Genomic DNA, 14,603 nt, shown 5'->3' with positions numbered 1-14,603 from the left:
CCCGACCTAGCGCTTCTTGCGCACGTACAGCACCAGCGAGTGTTCCTCGAGCAGGTAGCCGTGCTTCTCGGCGACTTCCTGCTGCAGCTTTTCGATCTCGGGGCTCTCGAACTCGATGATCTTGCCGGTGTCCACGTCCACCATGTGGTCGTGGTGGCCGCCGCGGTCAATCTCGTAGACCGCCGTACCGCCCTCGAAATTGTGCTTGAGCACCAGGCCCGCGGCCTCGAACTGCGTCAGCACGCGATAGACGGTCGCCAGCCCAATCTCGTCGCCGCTGTCGAGCAGTTGCCGGTAGATGTCCTCGGCCGTCATGTGGTGGTGCGCGCTCTTCTGCTCCAGCAACTCGAGGATGCGCATCCGCGGGTGCGTCACCTTCAACCCGGCCCTGCGCAGCTCTTGCGATTCCATGGCGTCTCCGTTCACTGGCGGTTTATGACCCGTCGTTTCCTGGTGCGCCTGCATGCATGGAACGGCGCCCTGCCCGAAGCGGCTGCCCGGCTCGCCACGGGCGCGCCGGAACGCCGGAATCCCGTCGCCGCGCGTGCTGCGGATCGCATCGGCGTGCTGCCCGCGGGCCACCGCGACGGGGATCGTGAGTGTATCATCGGCGCGGTCTCCAGCCCGCGGTTCCCCATGCGCAAACTCCTGATCCTCGCCCTCGCCGCCCTCATGGTTTCCGGTTGCGGCATCGTCTACCGGCAGCCGATCTACCAGGGCAACCTGCTCGAGACATCGGCGATCGACCAGCTGCAGGCCGGCATGAGCAAGCAACAGGTCATCGGCCTGCTCGGCTCGCCGTCCATCGCCGACCCGTTCCACAACCAGCGATGGGATTACACGTCGACGCAGCGTACCGGCCGCACCGGCCAGGTCGAACGCAAGAACCTGGTCCTGTATTTCGAGAACGACACGCTGGCCCGCTGGGACGGCGATTATTTCCCGGAGCAGGACGAGCAGCTGGCCAAGGACCTGCGCAGGTCGTTCGGCCCGAACCTGGCCAAGGACAAGAAGGGCCGCTAGGAAATCTCCGGACAACCCGGGTTTGCCCGTCATTTCCGCGAATGCCGGGATGACGATGGTTGTTCAGCCCTTCCCGCCGGCGGCCCTGCGTCGCCGCGCTTCCTTCGGGTCGACCTCCAGCGGCCGCAGCAGTTCCACCCGGTCGCCGTCGCGCAGCAGCGTCGAAACGACCACGCGCCCGCCGTGGATCGCGAACCCGCCGAGCCCTTCGGCCCCGTAACCACTTGCGGCAACCGCATCGGCCACCGTGGCGCCGGTCGGCAGCACCAGGTCCACCGCCTCGAAGCGTCGTGGCCAGCCGCGGACCACCTGCACGCGCAGCGACGCCGGCATCACTCCGCCCCGCGATCGGCCACGCGCACGAAGTCGTCGACCATGCGGTCGGCCAGGCCCTGGAAACCCAGGGTCATCGCCGGCGCCAGCAGCCGGCTTTGCGGTTCGAAGTCCAGGGTCAGCGTCACCTTGCAGGCCGATTCATCCAGCGCGTGGAACCGCCAATGCCCCTCCAGGCGCTTGAATGGGCCGGCACGCAGCGCCATCGCGATGTGGTGCGGCGGCGACAGGGTGTTCTCGGTGGTGAACCATGTGCGCAGCGCGCCGAAGCCCAGGTCCAGCCGCGCCACCACGCGCTCGTCGTCGGCCTCGAGCACCTGCGCCGATTCGCACCAGTCGAAGCGGCGCGGATAGGCGGCAATGTCGTTGACCAGGGCGAACATGCGCGCTGCGGAGTGTTCGACGAGGGCGCTGCGCTGGATGGTCGGCATTCGGGTCCCGGCGTGTGGATCGCGGCGCGCCGGCCGCGCCAAATCTCGCGGCAAACTGCGACAATGCCGCCATGGGCAAGAAGAAACCCGACAAGGATAAGGCAAACGGCGGCGGTACCGTGGCGCTGAACAAGCGCGCGCGCCACGAGTACCACCTCGAGGAGCGCTTCGAGGCCGGCCTCGCGCTGCAGGGCTGGGAGCTGAAGTCGATCCGCGCCGGCCGCGCCAACATCACCGAAAGCTACGCCGTGGTGCGCGGCGGCGAACTGTTCCTGTTCGGCGCCCAGATCACGCCGCTGATCTCCGCTTCCTCGCACGTCGTCGCCGACGACCGCCGCACCCGCAAGCTGCTGCTGCACCGGCGTGAGATCGACCAGCTGGTCGGCCGCGTCGAGCGCGACGGCTACACCCTCGTGCCGACGGCGTTGTACTGGAAGGGCAACAAGGTCAAGGCCGAACTGGCGCTGGCCAAGGGCAAGCAGGCACACGACAAGCGCGAGGCGACGAAAGAGAGGGACTGGGCGCGCGAGAAGCAGCGTGCATTGCGCCAGCACAACAAGGACGCGTGAAAAGCCGCCACGGCGGTGAGATCGTCACGCGCTGCGGCGCGTTCGATTTTCCGGGCGCTTTACCTTGACGGAGGCGCGGGCGCGCGAGAAGCAGCGCGCACTGCGCCAGCACAACAAGGACGCCTGACCGACGCGACAGTCTCCGCCGGCGACATTCAATCCGCCGCAGGCATCTCGCGCGGCAGCGTGAAACGAAACGTCGCGCCCTGCCCCGGCCTGCCTTCGGCACTGACCGTGCCGCCGTGGCGTTCGATGATGCGCTTGACCGAGGCCAGGCCGATGCCGTTGCCGTCGAACTGCTCCTGGTTGTGCAGCCGCTGGAAAGGACGGAACAGCTTGCCCGCGTACTCGGGCTGGAAGCCGGCGCCATTGTCGGTGACGTGGAATGCCAGCTGCCCGCCGCGAACGTCGTCGTCCTTGCCGACGACGATGCGCGCATCGGTGGTTTCGGAGGTGAACTTCCAGGCGTTGCCGAGCAGGTTCTGCAGCAGGTTGCGGACCAGCGCCGCGTCGCCGACGGCGCGCAGGTCCGGGTCGATCTCGACTTCGACCTGCCGCTGCGGCTGGGATGCCTGCAGCTCGGCGACCACGTCGCGCGCGATCTGACCCAGGTCGAGCGGCTCCAGCGTCAGCGGGCTGCGGCTGACGCGCGACATCTTCAGCAACGCCCCGATCAGGTCGTCCATGCGCCCGGCCGCGTTGCGCACGCGCGCCAGGTAGTCGCGCCCGGTGTCGTCGATCCTGTCCGCGTAACGCTCGCTGAGCAGGCGGCTGAATCCCTCGATCGTCCGCAGCGGCGCGCGCAGGTCGTGCGAGACGCTGTAGGCGAATGACTCGAGTTCCTGGTTGGCATGGGTCAATTCGCGCGTGCGCAGCGCGACGCGGGCTTCGAGGGTGCGGTTGAGCGCTTGCTCGCGCGCGTGCGCAAGCACCCGTTCGGTGATGTCCTCGACCTGCACCAGGCTCGCCACGTCCTGCCCGATCTCGCCCGGGACCGGCGCGTACGTCAGCTGCGCGTGGCGCAGTTCGCCCGCCCGCGACCGCCACTGCCGCGTCGTGCGGAACACGCCTTCGGCAACCGCCGCGAACTCCCGGCTGCGCCGGGCCTCGTCCTGCGCATCGATGAAGTGGGCACCGATGACCGAACCGGCCAGCTCGTCGGTGGTCGTGTCGAAGATGGCCGCCAGGGCCGGGTTGGCGTCTACGATCACGCCGCCGCGGTCCAGCAACGCCTGGCCGATGGCCGAGAACCGCATCGCATTGCGGAAGCGCAGTTCGCTGCGCTGGTAGGACTCGGCGAGCAGCGCGGCCTTGCGTTCGGCCAGCGACTCGGTCCGCGCCAGCGCCAGGGCGACGCCGAACAGCAGCAACGAGGCGATGACACCTGCAACCAGCGTCATCCGCAGCTCCGGCGTGCGCTCGGCGAGCGCGGCCTGCATGTCGGCACTGAAGTCCAGCTCCCAGCTTCGACCGTACAGCTCCAGCGGCAGGGCCCGCTGGAAGACCTCCGGGCCGTTGGCCTTGTCGTCGCCGCCGGGACTGGCGCGATCGGAATACAGCACCGCGCCACCCGCCTCGGCACTGTCGCGGATGGTCAGCGATACCTGCTGGTTCGTCGTACGCAGGGCTGCCTCGGTGAATGCCCTCACGTCGAGCGGCGCGTAGATCCAGCCCTGCAGGGCGGCCCGCCGCGCCGACTGCGTCGCCGGGATCCCGAAACGGTAGACGGGCGCGTACATCACCACGCCCGACACCTCGCCGCCGGTACCCGCATCGAGCCGTACCGGGCCGGTCATGCGCACGGCGTTGTCATCGCGCGCACTGGCCATGGCGGCGTGCCGCTGCGGATCGGCGAACATGTCCTCGCCGATCATGGCCCGGTTGGCCGGCGTGCGCGGTTCGAGATAGACGACCGGGCCATAACGGCTGCGCACGCCGCCGGGGCGGACGACGTAGAACCCCTGGCCGGCATCGCGCATCTCCAGTTGCAGCGCCTGCAGCTCGGCGCGGTCCAGGTACGGCGCGTAGCCAAGCCCCAGCATGTCCGGATAGCGCGCGTCGATGTTGAGCGCGTCGACGTAACCCTGCCATTGCCCGGCGCTGGGAAGATTCACCGAGGCGAACAGCGACACGCCGCCGCGGGCGACCAGTTCGTAGCTCGCCAGCCGCTGCCGCAGCAGTTCGGCGACGGTGTCGGTTTCGGCGGTGAACTCGGCCTGTGCCGCCTTGAGTTCGCGCTGCTGCGCGCTGCTCCAGTACAGCCAGACCAGCAACAGTGACGCCACGAGCGCGAGCAGCGAGAGCACGTAGCCATGCAGGGGCACCCGGAGCCGCGCGCCGAGTGATGCCAGGTCCATGCCGTGCGGGAGTCTCATCGTGTTCAGCATAGCCCGGACGGCGCGCGATCGCGCGCGTGAACGGGGGCCTTCCGCTGCCTTGGCAGCGCTTGCATGGGCCGCCTTCGCCCCTATACTCATCCGTGTCAGCGTGATCGACAGCCCCGGGGGTGCACTGGCTTCGACGGGGGTCGCGAAATCGCTTGGCGCATGCCGAGGGGGCAGCTTTCCTCGTAAATCCAGCGGCAAACTCATAGTTGCCAACGACGACAACTACGCTCTCGCCGCTTAAGGCGTAAGCCCCGAACCCACTTGTGCCCGTGCTCGTGGGTGTAGGGTCATTATCACGGGAACCAGCCGCGGCGGCCGCCTGTCTGCCGTGGTTGAACTCACAGGCTGGTTCCCCGGTGCGCTTCGCACGTCGTGCTGCCGGGAAACGAGATCCAACGGCGGGCTAAGCATGTAGTGCCGGGGATGGAGTGCCTTCGGACGCGGGTTCGATTCCCGCCACCTCCACCAATGCAAAGGGCCACCCGCGAGGGTGGCCCTTTTTTCTGCGGTCCCTGCAGCCTTACGAGCGCACGGGCACCAGGGTGATCTCAACGCGACGGTTGGCCGCGCGGCCCTGCTCGGTGTCGTTGCTGGCGATCGGGCGGGTTTCGCCGGCGCCGACGGTGATCATGCGGTCGCGCATCACGCCGCGCGAATTGAGGTAGTTGGCGACCGCGTCCGCACGCTGCTGCGACAGCTGCTGGTTGTAGCTGTCGGTGCCAACGCTGTCGGTGTGGCCGGCCACTTCGATGATGGTCTGGTTGTACTGCTGCAGCGTGCTGGCGACGTTGTCGAGCACCGGATAGAACTGCGGCTGCACTTCGGCCTTGTCGAAGGCGAAGGTCACCCCGCCGGGCATGTTGAGGGTGATGTTGTCGCCCTGGCGCACCACGTCCACGCCGGTACCCTGCATCTGGCGGCGCAGTTCGGCTTCCTGGCGATCCTGGTAGGCGCCGATGGCACCGCCGGCCAGGCCGCCGACGCCCGCGCCAACCAGCGCGCGCTGGCGCCGTTCGGTGGCGTCCCCGCCGCTGAGCAGGCCCGCGACAACGCCGATGCCGGCGCCGATCAGCGCGGCATTGCGGGTGCGGTTGGGATCGTCCGGCGCATTGGTCTGGCCGGTGTAGGTGGCGCAACTGCTCAGCAACAGGCTGCCGGCAAGTGCGGTGGCGATCGCAGCGGTGGTGGACGCTCGCATGGGGGCTCCTCGTCGTTCGGATCGAACGTGAATGGGGAGGCCAAAGCTAAACACGCCGCCGTCGCCATGGGGTGATGGCGACCACGAATGCCATGCGGGCAATCAGGCGCGGTTAACCTGCGCGCGCCTGCGCATCCGGCGCCGGGGCTCAGAGCAACGCTTCGGCGCCGGCGGGGTCCAGTGCGCGATCCCAGCTTCCCATCAGCGCCAGGTACAGCAGCTTCTCGAATTCGCCGCCGAAGCGCCGGATCACCGAATCCGGATCGGGGATGAGCCTGGCGTCGGCGATCAGGCCGAAATGGACGCGGCCGTTGTAGCTCATGATCGAAACGCCCACGCCGATCGAACCGGTCTGCGGCACCCAGAACATCATCTCGCGCAGCTCACAGCCGGCCAGGTACAGCGGTTGCTGCGGCCCTGGCACGTTCGTCGCCACGGCGCTGGCCTTGCGGCTGAACAGCTCCAGCGCCAGCGCCTGCAGCGGTTGCGGCGCCATGCCGAGCGCGGCAAGAAGTCCATATGCAACAATCGCTTGCCGTGAATTTTTCAACTGGTTCATGCACTCTGCGACGCGCTCCAGCCGGCGCACCGGATTGCCCTCGCCTACCGGCAATTCAAGGAACACCAGGCCGAAGTGGTTGCCCAGCTTCCGCGCGTGCTCCAGCGGCCGCAGGTTCACCGGCACCGTCGCGCGCAGGGTCATGCCGTCGACGTCGTCGCCGCGCTCGATCATGTAGTCGCGCAGCGCGCCGGCCGCGGCGGCCATCAGCACGTCGTTGACCGTGCAGTCGCAGGCGCGTCCGACGGCCTTCACCTCTTCCAGGTCGATCGGTTCGGCCCAGGCCACGCGCTTGCTGACCCCCAAGCGTCCGCGCAGCATCGACGGCGGGTCGTCCGCCAGTGCCAGCGCGTTCACCAGTTCGCGGGCGATCTCGCCGCCCTCCTTCGCCAGCACGCCGGCCAGGGTCGGGTCGTTGACCATTTCCATGCCCTTGCCGAAGACCTTGCCGCCCAGCTTTGCGTAACGCTCGACCGCGCCCACCCGGCGCGCGACTTCGGCGCCGTCGCGCTTCAGCCAGGTCTTGGCCAGGTCCTTGCCCTTGCCTGCATTGCGTTCGGTATCGGTCAGCGACAGCAGCACCTGCACCAGTGCGATGCCGTCCGCGTAGCTGTGGTGCAGGCGCGCGACGAGCGCCGAGCCGCCCTGGTAGCGCTCGACCAGGTGGAACTGCCAGAGCGGCCGGTGCTTGTCGAGCGGGCTGGACGCGAGCTGGCTGGTGAAACGTTCCAGCGCGCGCTTCTGCGCACCGTCGCGCGGCGCCCTGCGCCCATCGCCCTGCCCCGGCAGCGCGGCGAGCTGCACATGCCAGTCGAGGTCGAAATTCGCGTCCTCCTGCCAGGTCGCGCCCGCTGCGGTATCGACCGCCTTCTGCCGGAAGCGCGCGTAGGCCAGGAAACGTTTCGCAACCACGCGCTTGAGGCGCTGCAGCGACATCGGCTCGGCGAACATCAGCACGCCGGTGATCATCATCGGGTTGGTCGGCCGCTCCATGCGCAGCCAGGCGGTGTCGACCCGCGACATCGGTTCGCGGCGCAGCGCCTTGCGCGGCTTCCTGGTGGCCATCCTGATCTCCCGACAGTTCTCGCGAGTGAATCATGCGGTCGTCGGCAGCGTCAATTTGACCGCAGGTGTTCAGGAGCGCTCAGTGGGTGCGATGGACTGGCCGCGAAACCACATCGCGCCCATGGGGCGCTCCTACGCTTCGAGGAAGCGCACGCGCCGGGTGATCGAGCACGTCAACTCGTAGGCGATGGTGCCCGATGCCTGCGCGACGCTCTCGATCGGCAAGCCGTCGCCCCACAACACGACCGGGTCGCCAGCACGCGCGTCCGGGTGGCCGCGCAGGTCGATGGTCGCCAGGTCCATCGAAACGCGCCCGACCACCTGCGTCGGCGAGCCGTTGACGAGCACCGGCGTGCCGGCCGGAGCGTGGCGCGGGTAGCCGTCGCCATAGCCGACCGCGGCCACGCCGATGCACATGTCCTCGGGCGTTTCCCAGGTGGCCGAGTAGCCGATGTGCTCGCCCTTGGCGATGCGGTTGACCGCCAGCAGGCGGGTGGCGAACGTCATCGCCGGCTGCAGGCCGAAGTCGGCCGCGGTCCTGCCGGCGACCACGGACATCCCGTACAGCGCGCCGCCTGGCCGCACCCAGTCGCCATGCGAACCGGGCCAGCCCAGCACCGCCGCCGAATTGGCCAGCGAACGCGGCCCCGGCAGGCCGGCGGTTGCGTCGGCGAACACCTGCAGCTGTTCGCGCGTCTGCCGGCTGTCGGGCGAGACGCCCTCGAATTCGTCAGAGCTGGCGAAATGGCTCATCAGCACGATGTTGCCCGCCGCACCGCGCGCCGCGCACAGCCGGGCGTGCGCTTCACGCACCGCTTCGGGCGCGAACCCGAGCCGGTGCATGCCGGTGTCGATCTTCAGCCAGCAGCGGATCGGCGCGCCTTGCGCCTGCTCCAGCATTTCCAGCTGCGCGGCATGGTGGACGATGCTGTCGGCATCCAGCTCGCGCAACTGCTCCAGGTCCGCCGTCGAGTCGAAGCCCGACAGCACCAGGACCGGTTGCACCAGCCCGAGTGCGCGGATCCGCCTTGCGTCATCGATGGCCGCCACGCCGAAGGCGTCGGCCTCGCGCAGCGCGGACGCCGCCGTCTCCAGCCCGTGCCCGTAGCCGTCGGCCTTGACCATCGCCATGACCCGGCTCGACGGCGCACGCGCCCGGATCGACGCCAGGTTGTGGCGCATGGCATCGGTATGGATGGTGGCGGTGACGGGGCGCGACATCGCGACATTCTAGAACCCGGACGGCAATGCCCGGAACAACCGGACGACCGGGTCCGGGCGAAGCTCGAAGCCCCGGGCTGCGGAGACTTACTCGAAGGAGCCGATGTTGTCGTGGCTCAGGTTGTCGAAGCGCGTGTACTCGCCGAAGAACTTGAGCTTGATCGCCCCGGTCGGGCCGTTTCGCTGCTTGCCGATGATGATCTCGGCCAGGCCCTTGTCCGGCGAGTTTTCCTTGTTGTAGTACTCGTCGCGGTAGATGAAGATGATCACGTCCGCGTCCTGCTCGATGGCGCCGGACTCGCGCAGGTCGGCCATCACCGGGCGCTTGTCGGTGCGGGTTTCCAGCGAGCGGTTGAGCTGCGAGAGCGCGATCACCGGGACGTTGAGCTCCTTGGCCAGGCCCTTGAGCGAGCGCGAGATCTCGGAGATCTCGGTGGCGCGGTTCTCGCTGTTGCCGGGCACGGCCATCAGCTGCAGGTAGTCGATGACGATCAGGCCCAGGTCATGCTCGCGCTTCAGGCGCCGCGCCTTGGCGCGCAGCACCTCCGGTGACAGCGCCGGGGTGTCGTCGATGAAGATCTTGGATTCCTTCAGCATCCGGATCGCGCTGCTCACGCGGCTCCAGTCCTCGTCCTCGAGCTGGCCGGTGCGCAGGCGGGTGGCGTTGACGCGGCCGTTGGACGAGATCAGGCGCAGCGCGAGCTGGCTGGCCGACATTTCCATCGAGAACACCGCCACCGCCTTTTTCGTCTTGATCGCGGCGTACTCGGCGATGTTGAGCGCGAAGGTGGTCTTGCCCATCGCCGGGCGTGCGGCCAGGATCAGCAGGTCGGTCGGCTGCAGGCCGGCGGTCATCTCGTCGAATTCGGTGTAGCCGGTCGGCATGCCGGTGATGCCGCCGCCGTTGGCGTAGCGCGTCTGCAGCACGTCGAAGGCTTCGCTCATCGCCTTGTTGACCGGCACGAAGTCGCTGCGCCCGCGGGCGCCGGCCTCGGCGATCGCGAACACCTCCTTCTCGGCGTTGGCAAGAATCTCGCTGCTTTCGCGACCATCGGGCTGGAAGCCGTCGTTGACGATGCCGGTGCCGACCTCGATCAGCTGCCGCAGCACAGCCTTGTCGCGCACGATCTCGGCGTAGGCGGCGATGTTGGCGGCCGACGGCGTGGTGCTGGCCAGCTCGACCAGGTAGGCGCCGCCGGCGACCTGTTCGGCCAGGCCCTGGGACTCGAACCATTCGCCCAGCGTGACCGCGTCGTAGGGCCGGTTCTTCTCCGCAAGCTCGCGGATCGCGCGGTAGATCAGCTGGTGGTCGCGGCGGTAGAAGTCGCCGTCGACCAGTTGGTCGGCGATGCGGTCGTAGGCGTCGGGTGCCAGCATCAGGCCGCCAAGCACCGCCTGTTCGGCTTCCACCGACTGCGGCGGCACGCGCAACTGCTCGATCCGGCTTTCGCTGCGGGGTTCATTCCCAAAACGGGGACGTGCGGACATCGTGCTGTCGAACTCCTGCGAAGCAAAGGCCGCGAACGGCGCCGGTTTTCGGGACGGGTCAGGCATCGTAGGCGCTCGGCTTGTGGTCTCGCGATGGAACAACCTGTGGATAAGACAGGTTTCTTAGCCGGTTGTCGTCTCACATGCTGCGATGCAGGCGCATGGCAACTATTGTTGCGCGTAGACGCGGCTTCAGCCGCGAGTTCTTGTTCTTTGGCAAAAGGCCAAGAGCTCGCGCGTGAAGCCGCTCCTACAAAAGTTTCGCCAAGGTCACGGGCAACAAAGAAGGTTCCTCTCCAACTGAGGGAGAGTCGCGACTCAAGCGGACGGTCCGTGCGCGGGCTTCAGACACAGCGTCGTCCCGACCGGGGCATGCTCCCCGGCTCGGTCAGGCATCCATGCCTGACTCGCCGCCGCAGGCCATCCATGGCCTGCTATCCGCATACCCCGGTCGGGACGCCGCATCGGCGATTCACTGTCACGGCTTCTTTACCTGCAACCGAAGCACCGATGCTTACGCCAAGGTGAGCCGTGTCCTGGCGGCCGGGGGTCGCGGCAAGCGCGCCATGGATGGCGCGCGCCCGAGTCAGGGCAGGATGCCCTGACCGAGGGAAGAGCGGCTCCCGGCCGACAGGGCACGGCGGCCCACCAGAGCCTGCGCGGTCCATCTGATCATGCATCCCCGCAGATAGGCGAAGAAACAACAAAAAGGGCGCCTTGCGGCGCCCTCTTCGTCGAGCAGTGTGCGGCGATCAGGCGGCTTCAGGAACCACGATCACCTTCACAGGGGTTTCGACGTCGGCGTGCAGGTGCACGATGACTTCGAATTCGCCGGTGGTGCGGAAGGCGCCTTCACCCAAGACGACTTCCGACTTTTCGACCGGCGTGCCGGCCTTGGTCAGCGCCTCGGCGATGTCGCGCGGGCCGACCGAGCCGTACAGCTTGCCTTCGGTCGAAGCGTTGACGTAGATGGTGACGCTGGCGCCTTCGAGCTTGGCGAGGCGGTCGGTGGCCTCGGCATGCACCGAAGCGGCCTTGGCTTCGTATTCGGCGCGCTTTGCCTCGAACTCGGCGACGTTGGCGGCCGTGGCCGGCACCGCCTTGCCCTGGGGCACGAGGTAATTGCGGCCGTAGCCGGGCTTGACGTTGACCTTGTCGCCCAGGTTGCCGAGGTTGGTGACTTTCTGCAGCAGGATCAGTTCCATGGTGGTGCTCCGTATTCGTTAGCGGCATGTCGCCGCAACTTTCAGCTGTCCGAACGGACGGGATTTCGTTGCTTGAAGCCCTCCCCTTCAAGGGGAGTGTTGGGGGGAGATGGGTTTTGCTGTCCAGCAACGCCGCAACGTCACGGAAACCCATCCCCATCCTTGCCTGTCCGGCCATCAAGCACAGCTTGATGGCGTTCATCAGGCCGCGAGCCAATGGCTCGCAAACGGCCTTCTTCACCCCCTTGAAGGGGAAGGAGGTCGGAGCCTCCCTGCGGGAGGCGCGCTTTTAGATGTTGTGGTTGTCCGTGTACGGGATCAGGGCCAGGAAACGCGCGCGCTTGACGGCGGTGGCGAGCTGGCGCTGGTAGCGCGACTTCGTGCCGGTGATGCGGCTCGGGACGATCTTGCCGTTCTCGGTCAGGTTCTGGCGCAGGGTGTTGAGATCCTTGTAGTCGATCTCCTTGACGCCCTCGGCGGTGAACTTGCAGTACTTGCGGCGGCGAAAGAACTTGGACATGTCTGTGCTCCTCAGGCGGCTTCGGCGGTGTCGTCGGCGGCGGAATCAGCGGACTTGTCGCCGCTGTCGCTGTCGTCGTCGCGACGACGACGCTCGCTGCGCTCGGGCTTGTCGCCCTTCTCGTCCTTGTTCTTCATGATCAGCGACTGCTCGGTGTCCGCCTCGTCGCGACGCATCACCAGGTGGCGCAGCACTGCATCGTTGAAGCGGAAGCTTTCGACGAGTTCGTCGAGCACGGCCTGGTCGACCTCGATGTTGAGCAGGACGTAGTGGGCCTTGACCAGGTTGTTGATCGGATAGGCCAGCTGGCGGCGACCCCAGTCCTCGAGACGGTGGATCTTGCCCTCGCCGCCCTCGATCAGCGCCTTGTAGCGCTCGATCATGGCGGGCACCTGCTCGCTCTGGTCCGGGTGGACCAGGAACACGACTTCGTAATGACGCATGTTGTTTTCCTTGTGGATATTCGGCCGCCGCCCGGTTGGAGGCGGCCCGGATAGCCCCCCGACGATCCTGGACGGATGCGGTGGGGCAAGGTCTCCCGACGCGCGGGAGCCGGACATTGTCGCAGCTGGACGGCCGCGGGGCAATGGCCGATCAAGAACAGAATGGGTACCTGCCGTAGGTCGGGCTACGCCCCCGACGGCTTCGTTGCGGCCGCGAAGGGTACGCGGGTGAAACCGTCGGGGGCGTAGCCCCGACCTACGGACGTGACCGGTTTACTTCCGGGCGGCGATCCAGGCGTCGATATGCTTCTCCAGCACGTCCAGCGGCACCGAGCCGGTTTCCAGCACAGCGTCGTTGTAGGCACGCAGGTCGAACTTCGGGCCCAGCTCGCGGGCGGCCTTCTCACGCAGCTCTGAGATCTTGAGCTGGCCGATCTTGTAGGCCAGCGCCTGCCCCGGCGTGCCGATGTAGCGGTCGATCTCGTTGACCACGTCCTGGCGGGTCTTGGGCGAGTTGTCCATGAAGTACTCGATCGCCCGCTCGCGGCTCCAGCCCTGGCTGTGCATGCCGGTGTCGACCACCAGCCGGACCGCGCGCCACATGTCGTAGGCCAGCTGGCCCATGCGGTCGTAGGGGTCGTCGTACAGGCCCATGTCGTAGCCCAGGCGCTCGGCATACAGGCCCCAGCCCTCGCCGTAGGCGACGAAATAGGCGGTGCGGCGGAACATCGGCGCGTCCGGCATTTCCAGCGCGCGGGCGAACTGGAAATGGTGGCCCGGCACCGCCTCGTGCAGGCTCAGCGGGATCATCTCCCAGGTCGGCCGGGTCTCGGGCTTGTACAGGTTGACGTAGTAGTAGCCGGGCCGCGAACCGTCGGCCGCGCCGGGCATGTAGTAGGCGGTGGTGGTGTCCGGCGCGACGTTGTCGGGAATCGCGCGCACGCCGTACGGCAGCCGCGGGATCGTGTGGAAGACCTTCACCAGCTCCGGGTCGATGCGCTTGGCGACCGCGCGGTAGCGCTCGAGCAGGGCCTCGGGCGTTTTCTCGAAGAACTTCGGGTCGGTGCGCAGCCAGGTGAAGAACTCGGCCAGCGTGCCCTCGAAGCCGGTCTGCGCCTTGAGCTTCTCCATCTCGGCGCGGATGCGCGCGACTTCCCCAAGGCCGATGTCATGGATCTGCGCCGGCGTGAGGTCGGTGGTCGTGTAGTAGCCGGCCAGGTAGGTGTAGTAGTCCGCCCCGTCCGGCAGGTCGGTCACCGCGATGCCGTCGCGGGTGTGCGGAAGGTACTCGTCGCCGAAGTATGCCTGCAGCTTGCGGTACGCGGGCACGATTTTCTCCTCGATCGTGCGCCGCGCGTCCGCGGCCAGCGCCTTGCGATCGGCGGCCGGTACCGCGTCGGGGAACCTGGTGAACGGCCGGTAGAACGGGCTCTGCACCGGGTCCTCGACGATCTGGGCGGCGATCTGCGCCGGCACGCGCTCCATCAGCACCTTCGGCGGCACGTTGCCGGTCGCCACGCCTTCCTTCATCAGCGTGATCGACTGGTCGACCAGCACCGGCACCGCGGCCATGCGTGCCAGCCAGTCGCGATAGTCCTTCGTCGACGTGAAGGGCATGACTTCGGCGATGCCGCTCGCGGTCTGGACGCCGCCCTGGTGGCTGACCGGCTGCAGGTAGCCGCGGAAGCGCTGGGCGGCGATGGCATGCTCGAGCTGCCATTCGAAGGTGTCGTAGTTCAGGCGGTCGGCCGCGGCGAGCGCGTCGCGGTCGATCGCGCGCAGCTCTGCCAGCGCGACGCGGTCCTCGGCCTCGCGCTTTTCGATCGCGGCAAGGCTGTAGTCGCTCCAGCGGTCGTTGAAGCGGTTGTCGCCGTTATAGGTCGCGCCCTCGGGGCTTTCACGCAAGCCGCGCTCCCACTGGGCGGCAAAGAAGGCGTCGAGCGTCTGTTTCGCGACGCTGTCGGACGCCGCCGGCGGCGCGGGCTCCGCGGCATGCAGGCAGGCGGCGGGGGCGGCCACGATCAGCGCGGCCAGCAGCAGGTGCTTGAACATGGGATTCCCCGGGGACGGAAGCCCGGGAGTCTAGCGCGCGGGGATCGCAGGGCCGGGGTGCCGAAGGTTGGGCGGTTGCGCCAGGAAGGAAATTGCTTGCAGGAGCGGC

14 protein-coding genes and 1 other RNA gene are annotated in these 14,603 nt (G+C 67.7%); 3 read left to right on the top strand and 12 right to left on the bottom strand.

Features of this window, described 5'->3' with window-relative positions; all coding sequences use genetic code 11:
- Positions 1 to 6 precede the first annotated feature (6 nt).
- Complete coding sequence (gene fur, locus ACFONC_RS04830) at positions 7 to 411, bottom strand: ferric iron uptake transcriptional regulator (protein ID WP_386742584.1); 405 nt, start codon at positions 409 to 411, stop codon at positions 7 to 9.
- 225 nt (positions 412 to 636) lie between these two features.
- Between fur and ACFONC_RS04825 the strand changes: the two genes are divergently transcribed.
- Positions 637 to 1,023, top strand: coding sequence for an outer membrane protein assembly factor BamE (locus ACFONC_RS04825; RefSeq protein WP_386743066.1), 387 nt, complete (start codon positions 637 to 639; stop codon positions 1,021 to 1,023).
- A 63-nt stretch (positions 1,024 to 1,086) separates the two neighbouring features.
- Here the strand turns inward: ACFONC_RS04825 and ACFONC_RS04820 are convergent, their stop codons facing one another.
- Positions 1,087 to 1,356 carry an RnfH family protein gene (locus ACFONC_RS04820; RefSeq protein WP_386742583.1) on the bottom strand — a complete coding sequence of 90 codons (270 nt, stop codon included), beginning with the start codon at positions 1,354 to 1,356 and terminating at the stop codon, positions 1,087 to 1,089.
- On the bottom strand, positions 1,356 to 1,787 hold the full coding sequence (locus ACFONC_RS04815) for a type II toxin-antitoxin system RatA family toxin (RefSeq protein WP_386742582.1): 432 nt from the start codon (positions 1,785 to 1,787) through the stop codon (positions 1,356 to 1,358). Before ACFONC_RS04815 ends, ACFONC_RS04820 begins: the two co-directional genes overlap by 1 nt.
- A gap of 71 nt (positions 1,788 to 1,858) precedes the next feature.
- Between ACFONC_RS04815 and smpB the strand changes: the two genes are divergently transcribed.
- A complete protein-coding gene (gene smpB / locus ACFONC_RS04810) occupies positions 1,859 to 2,356 on the top strand; it encodes an SsrA-binding protein SmpB (RefSeq protein WP_386742581.1) in 498 nt (165 codons plus the stop codon).
- A gap of 155 nt (positions 2,357 to 2,511) precedes the next feature.
- On the opposite strand, the gene ACFONC_RS04805 is transcribed toward smpB, so the two are convergent.
- Positions 2,512 to 4,731, bottom strand: coding sequence for a CHASE domain-containing protein (locus ACFONC_RS04805; protein ID WP_386742580.1), 2,220 nt, complete (start codon positions 4,729 to 4,731; stop codon positions 2,512 to 2,514).
- A 127-nt stretch (positions 4,732 to 4,858) separates the two neighbouring features.
- Here ACFONC_RS04805 and ssrA point away from each other — a divergent pair.
- Positions 4,859 to 5,211, top strand: a transfer-messenger RNA (tmRNA) gene (ssrA, locus tag ACFONC_RS04800).
- Between the two features lie 52 nt (positions 5,212 to 5,263).
- On the opposite strand, the gene ACFONC_RS04795 is transcribed toward ssrA, so the two are convergent.
- The 8 genes from ACFONC_RS04795 to ACFONC_RS04760 form a co-directional block, all read right to left on the bottom strand.
- A complete protein-coding gene (locus ACFONC_RS04795; protein ID WP_386742579.1) occupies positions 5,264 to 5,941 on the bottom strand; it encodes an OmpA family protein in 678 nt (225 codons plus the stop codon).
- A 148-nt stretch (positions 5,942 to 6,089) separates the two neighbouring features.
- Positions 6,090 to 7,565 carry a WS/DGAT/MGAT family O-acyltransferase gene (locus tag ACFONC_RS04790; RefSeq protein ID WP_386742578.1) on the bottom strand — a complete coding sequence of 492 codons (1,476 nt, stop codon included), beginning with the start codon at positions 7,563 to 7,565 and terminating at the stop codon, positions 6,090 to 6,092.
- 132 nt (positions 7,566 to 7,697) lie between these two features.
- Complete coding sequence (alr, locus tag ACFONC_RS04785) at positions 7,698 to 8,786, bottom strand: alanine racemase (RefSeq protein WP_386742577.1); 1,089 nt, start codon at positions 8,784 to 8,786, stop codon at positions 7,698 to 7,700.
- Between the two features lie 87 nt (positions 8,787 to 8,873).
- Entirely contained in the window at positions 8,874 to 10,274 is a 1,401-nt protein-coding gene (locus ACFONC_RS04780; RefSeq protein WP_386742576.1) for a replicative DNA helicase, read from the bottom strand.
- A 752-nt stretch (positions 10,275 to 11,026) separates the two neighbouring features.
- Complete coding sequence (gene rplI / locus ACFONC_RS04775) at positions 11,027 to 11,479, bottom strand: 50S ribosomal protein L9 (RefSeq protein ID WP_386742575.1); 453 nt, start codon at positions 11,477 to 11,479, stop codon at positions 11,027 to 11,029.
- 289 nt (positions 11,480 to 11,768) lie between these two features.
- Entirely contained in the window at positions 11,769 to 11,999 is a 231-nt protein-coding gene (rpsR, locus tag ACFONC_RS04770) for a 30S ribosomal protein S18 (RefSeq protein ID WP_344758799.1), read from the bottom strand.
- 11 nt (positions 12,000 to 12,010) lie between these two features.
- The gene (gene rpsF / locus ACFONC_RS04765) at positions 12,011 to 12,442 is read right to left on the bottom strand and encodes a 30S ribosomal protein S6 (RefSeq protein WP_386742574.1); all 432 of its coding nucleotides are present in this window, start codon (positions 12,440 to 12,442) and stop codon (positions 12,011 to 12,013) included.
- A gap of 273 nt (positions 12,443 to 12,715) precedes the next feature.
- A complete protein-coding gene (locus ACFONC_RS04760; RefSeq protein WP_386742573.1) occupies positions 12,716 to 14,494 on the bottom strand; it encodes a DUF885 domain-containing protein in 1,779 nt (592 codons plus the stop codon).
- Between the last annotated feature and the right edge of the window lie 109 nt (positions 14,495 to 14,603).

This window comes from Luteimonas soli, from assembly GCF_042648865.1.
Taxonomy (GTDB): Bacteria; Pseudomonadota; Gammaproteobacteria; order Xanthomonadales; family Xanthomonadaceae; genus Luteimonas; species Luteimonas soli.
Note: the sequence above shows the minus strand (reverse complement) of the source record. Positions and strands in the feature narration are given on the sequence as shown.

What these genes read in the sequence shown, in the direction of transcription:
- fur (WP_386742584.1), bottom strand. Translation starts at nt 411, where the DNA reads ATGGAATCGCAAGAGCTGCGCAGGGCCGGGTTGAAGGTGACGCACCCG.
- ACFONC_RS04825 (WP_386743066.1), top strand. Translation starts at nt 637, where the DNA reads ATGCGCAAACTCCTGATCCTCGCCCTCGCCGCCCTCATGGTTTCCGGT.
- ACFONC_RS04820 (WP_386742583.1), bottom strand. Translation starts at nt 1,356, where the DNA reads ATGCCGGCGTCGCTGCGCGTGCAGGTGGTCCGCGGCTGGCCACGACGC.
- ACFONC_RS04815 (WP_386742582.1), bottom strand. Translation starts at nt 1,787, where the DNA reads ATGCCGACCATCCAGCGCAGCGCCCTCGTCGAACACTCCGCAGCGCGC.
- smpB (WP_386742581.1), top strand. Translation starts at nt 1,859, where the DNA reads ATGGGCAAGAAGAAACCCGACAAGGATAAGGCAAACGGCGGCGGTACC.
- ACFONC_RS04805 (WP_386742580.1), bottom strand. Translation starts at nt 4,731, where the DNA reads ATGAGACTCCCGCACGGCATGGACCTGGCATCACTCGGCGCGCGGCTC.
- ACFONC_RS04795 (WP_386742579.1), bottom strand. Translation starts at nt 5,941, where the DNA reads ATGCGAGCGTCCACCACCGCTGCGATCGCCACCGCACTTGCCGGCAGC.
- ACFONC_RS04790 (WP_386742578.1), bottom strand. Translation starts at nt 7,565, where the DNA reads ATGGCCACCAGGAAGCCGCGCAAGGCGCTGCGCCGCGAACCGATGTCG.
- alr (WP_386742577.1), bottom strand. Translation starts at nt 8,786, where the DNA reads ATGTCGCGCCCCGTCACCGCCACCATCCATACCGATGCCATGCGCCAC.
- ACFONC_RS04780 (WP_386742576.1), bottom strand. Translation starts at nt 10,274, where the DNA reads ATGTCCGCACGTCCCCGTTTTGGGAATGAACCCCGCAGCGAAAGCCGG.
- rplI (WP_386742575.1), bottom strand. Translation starts at nt 11,479, where the DNA reads ATGGAACTGATCCTGCTGCAGAAAGTCACCAACCTCGGCAACCTGGGC.
- rpsR (WP_344758799.1), bottom strand. Translation starts at nt 11,999, where the DNA reads ATGTCCAAGTTCTTTCGCCGCCGCAAGTACTGCAAGTTCACCGCCGAG.
- rpsF (WP_386742574.1), bottom strand. Translation starts at nt 12,442, where the DNA reads ATGCGTCATTACGAAGTCGTGTTCCTGGTCCACCCGGACCAGAGCGAG.
- ACFONC_RS04760 (WP_386742573.1), bottom strand. Translation starts at nt 14,494, where the DNA reads ATGTTCAAGCACCTGCTGCTGGCCGCGCTGATCGTGGCCGCCCCCGCC.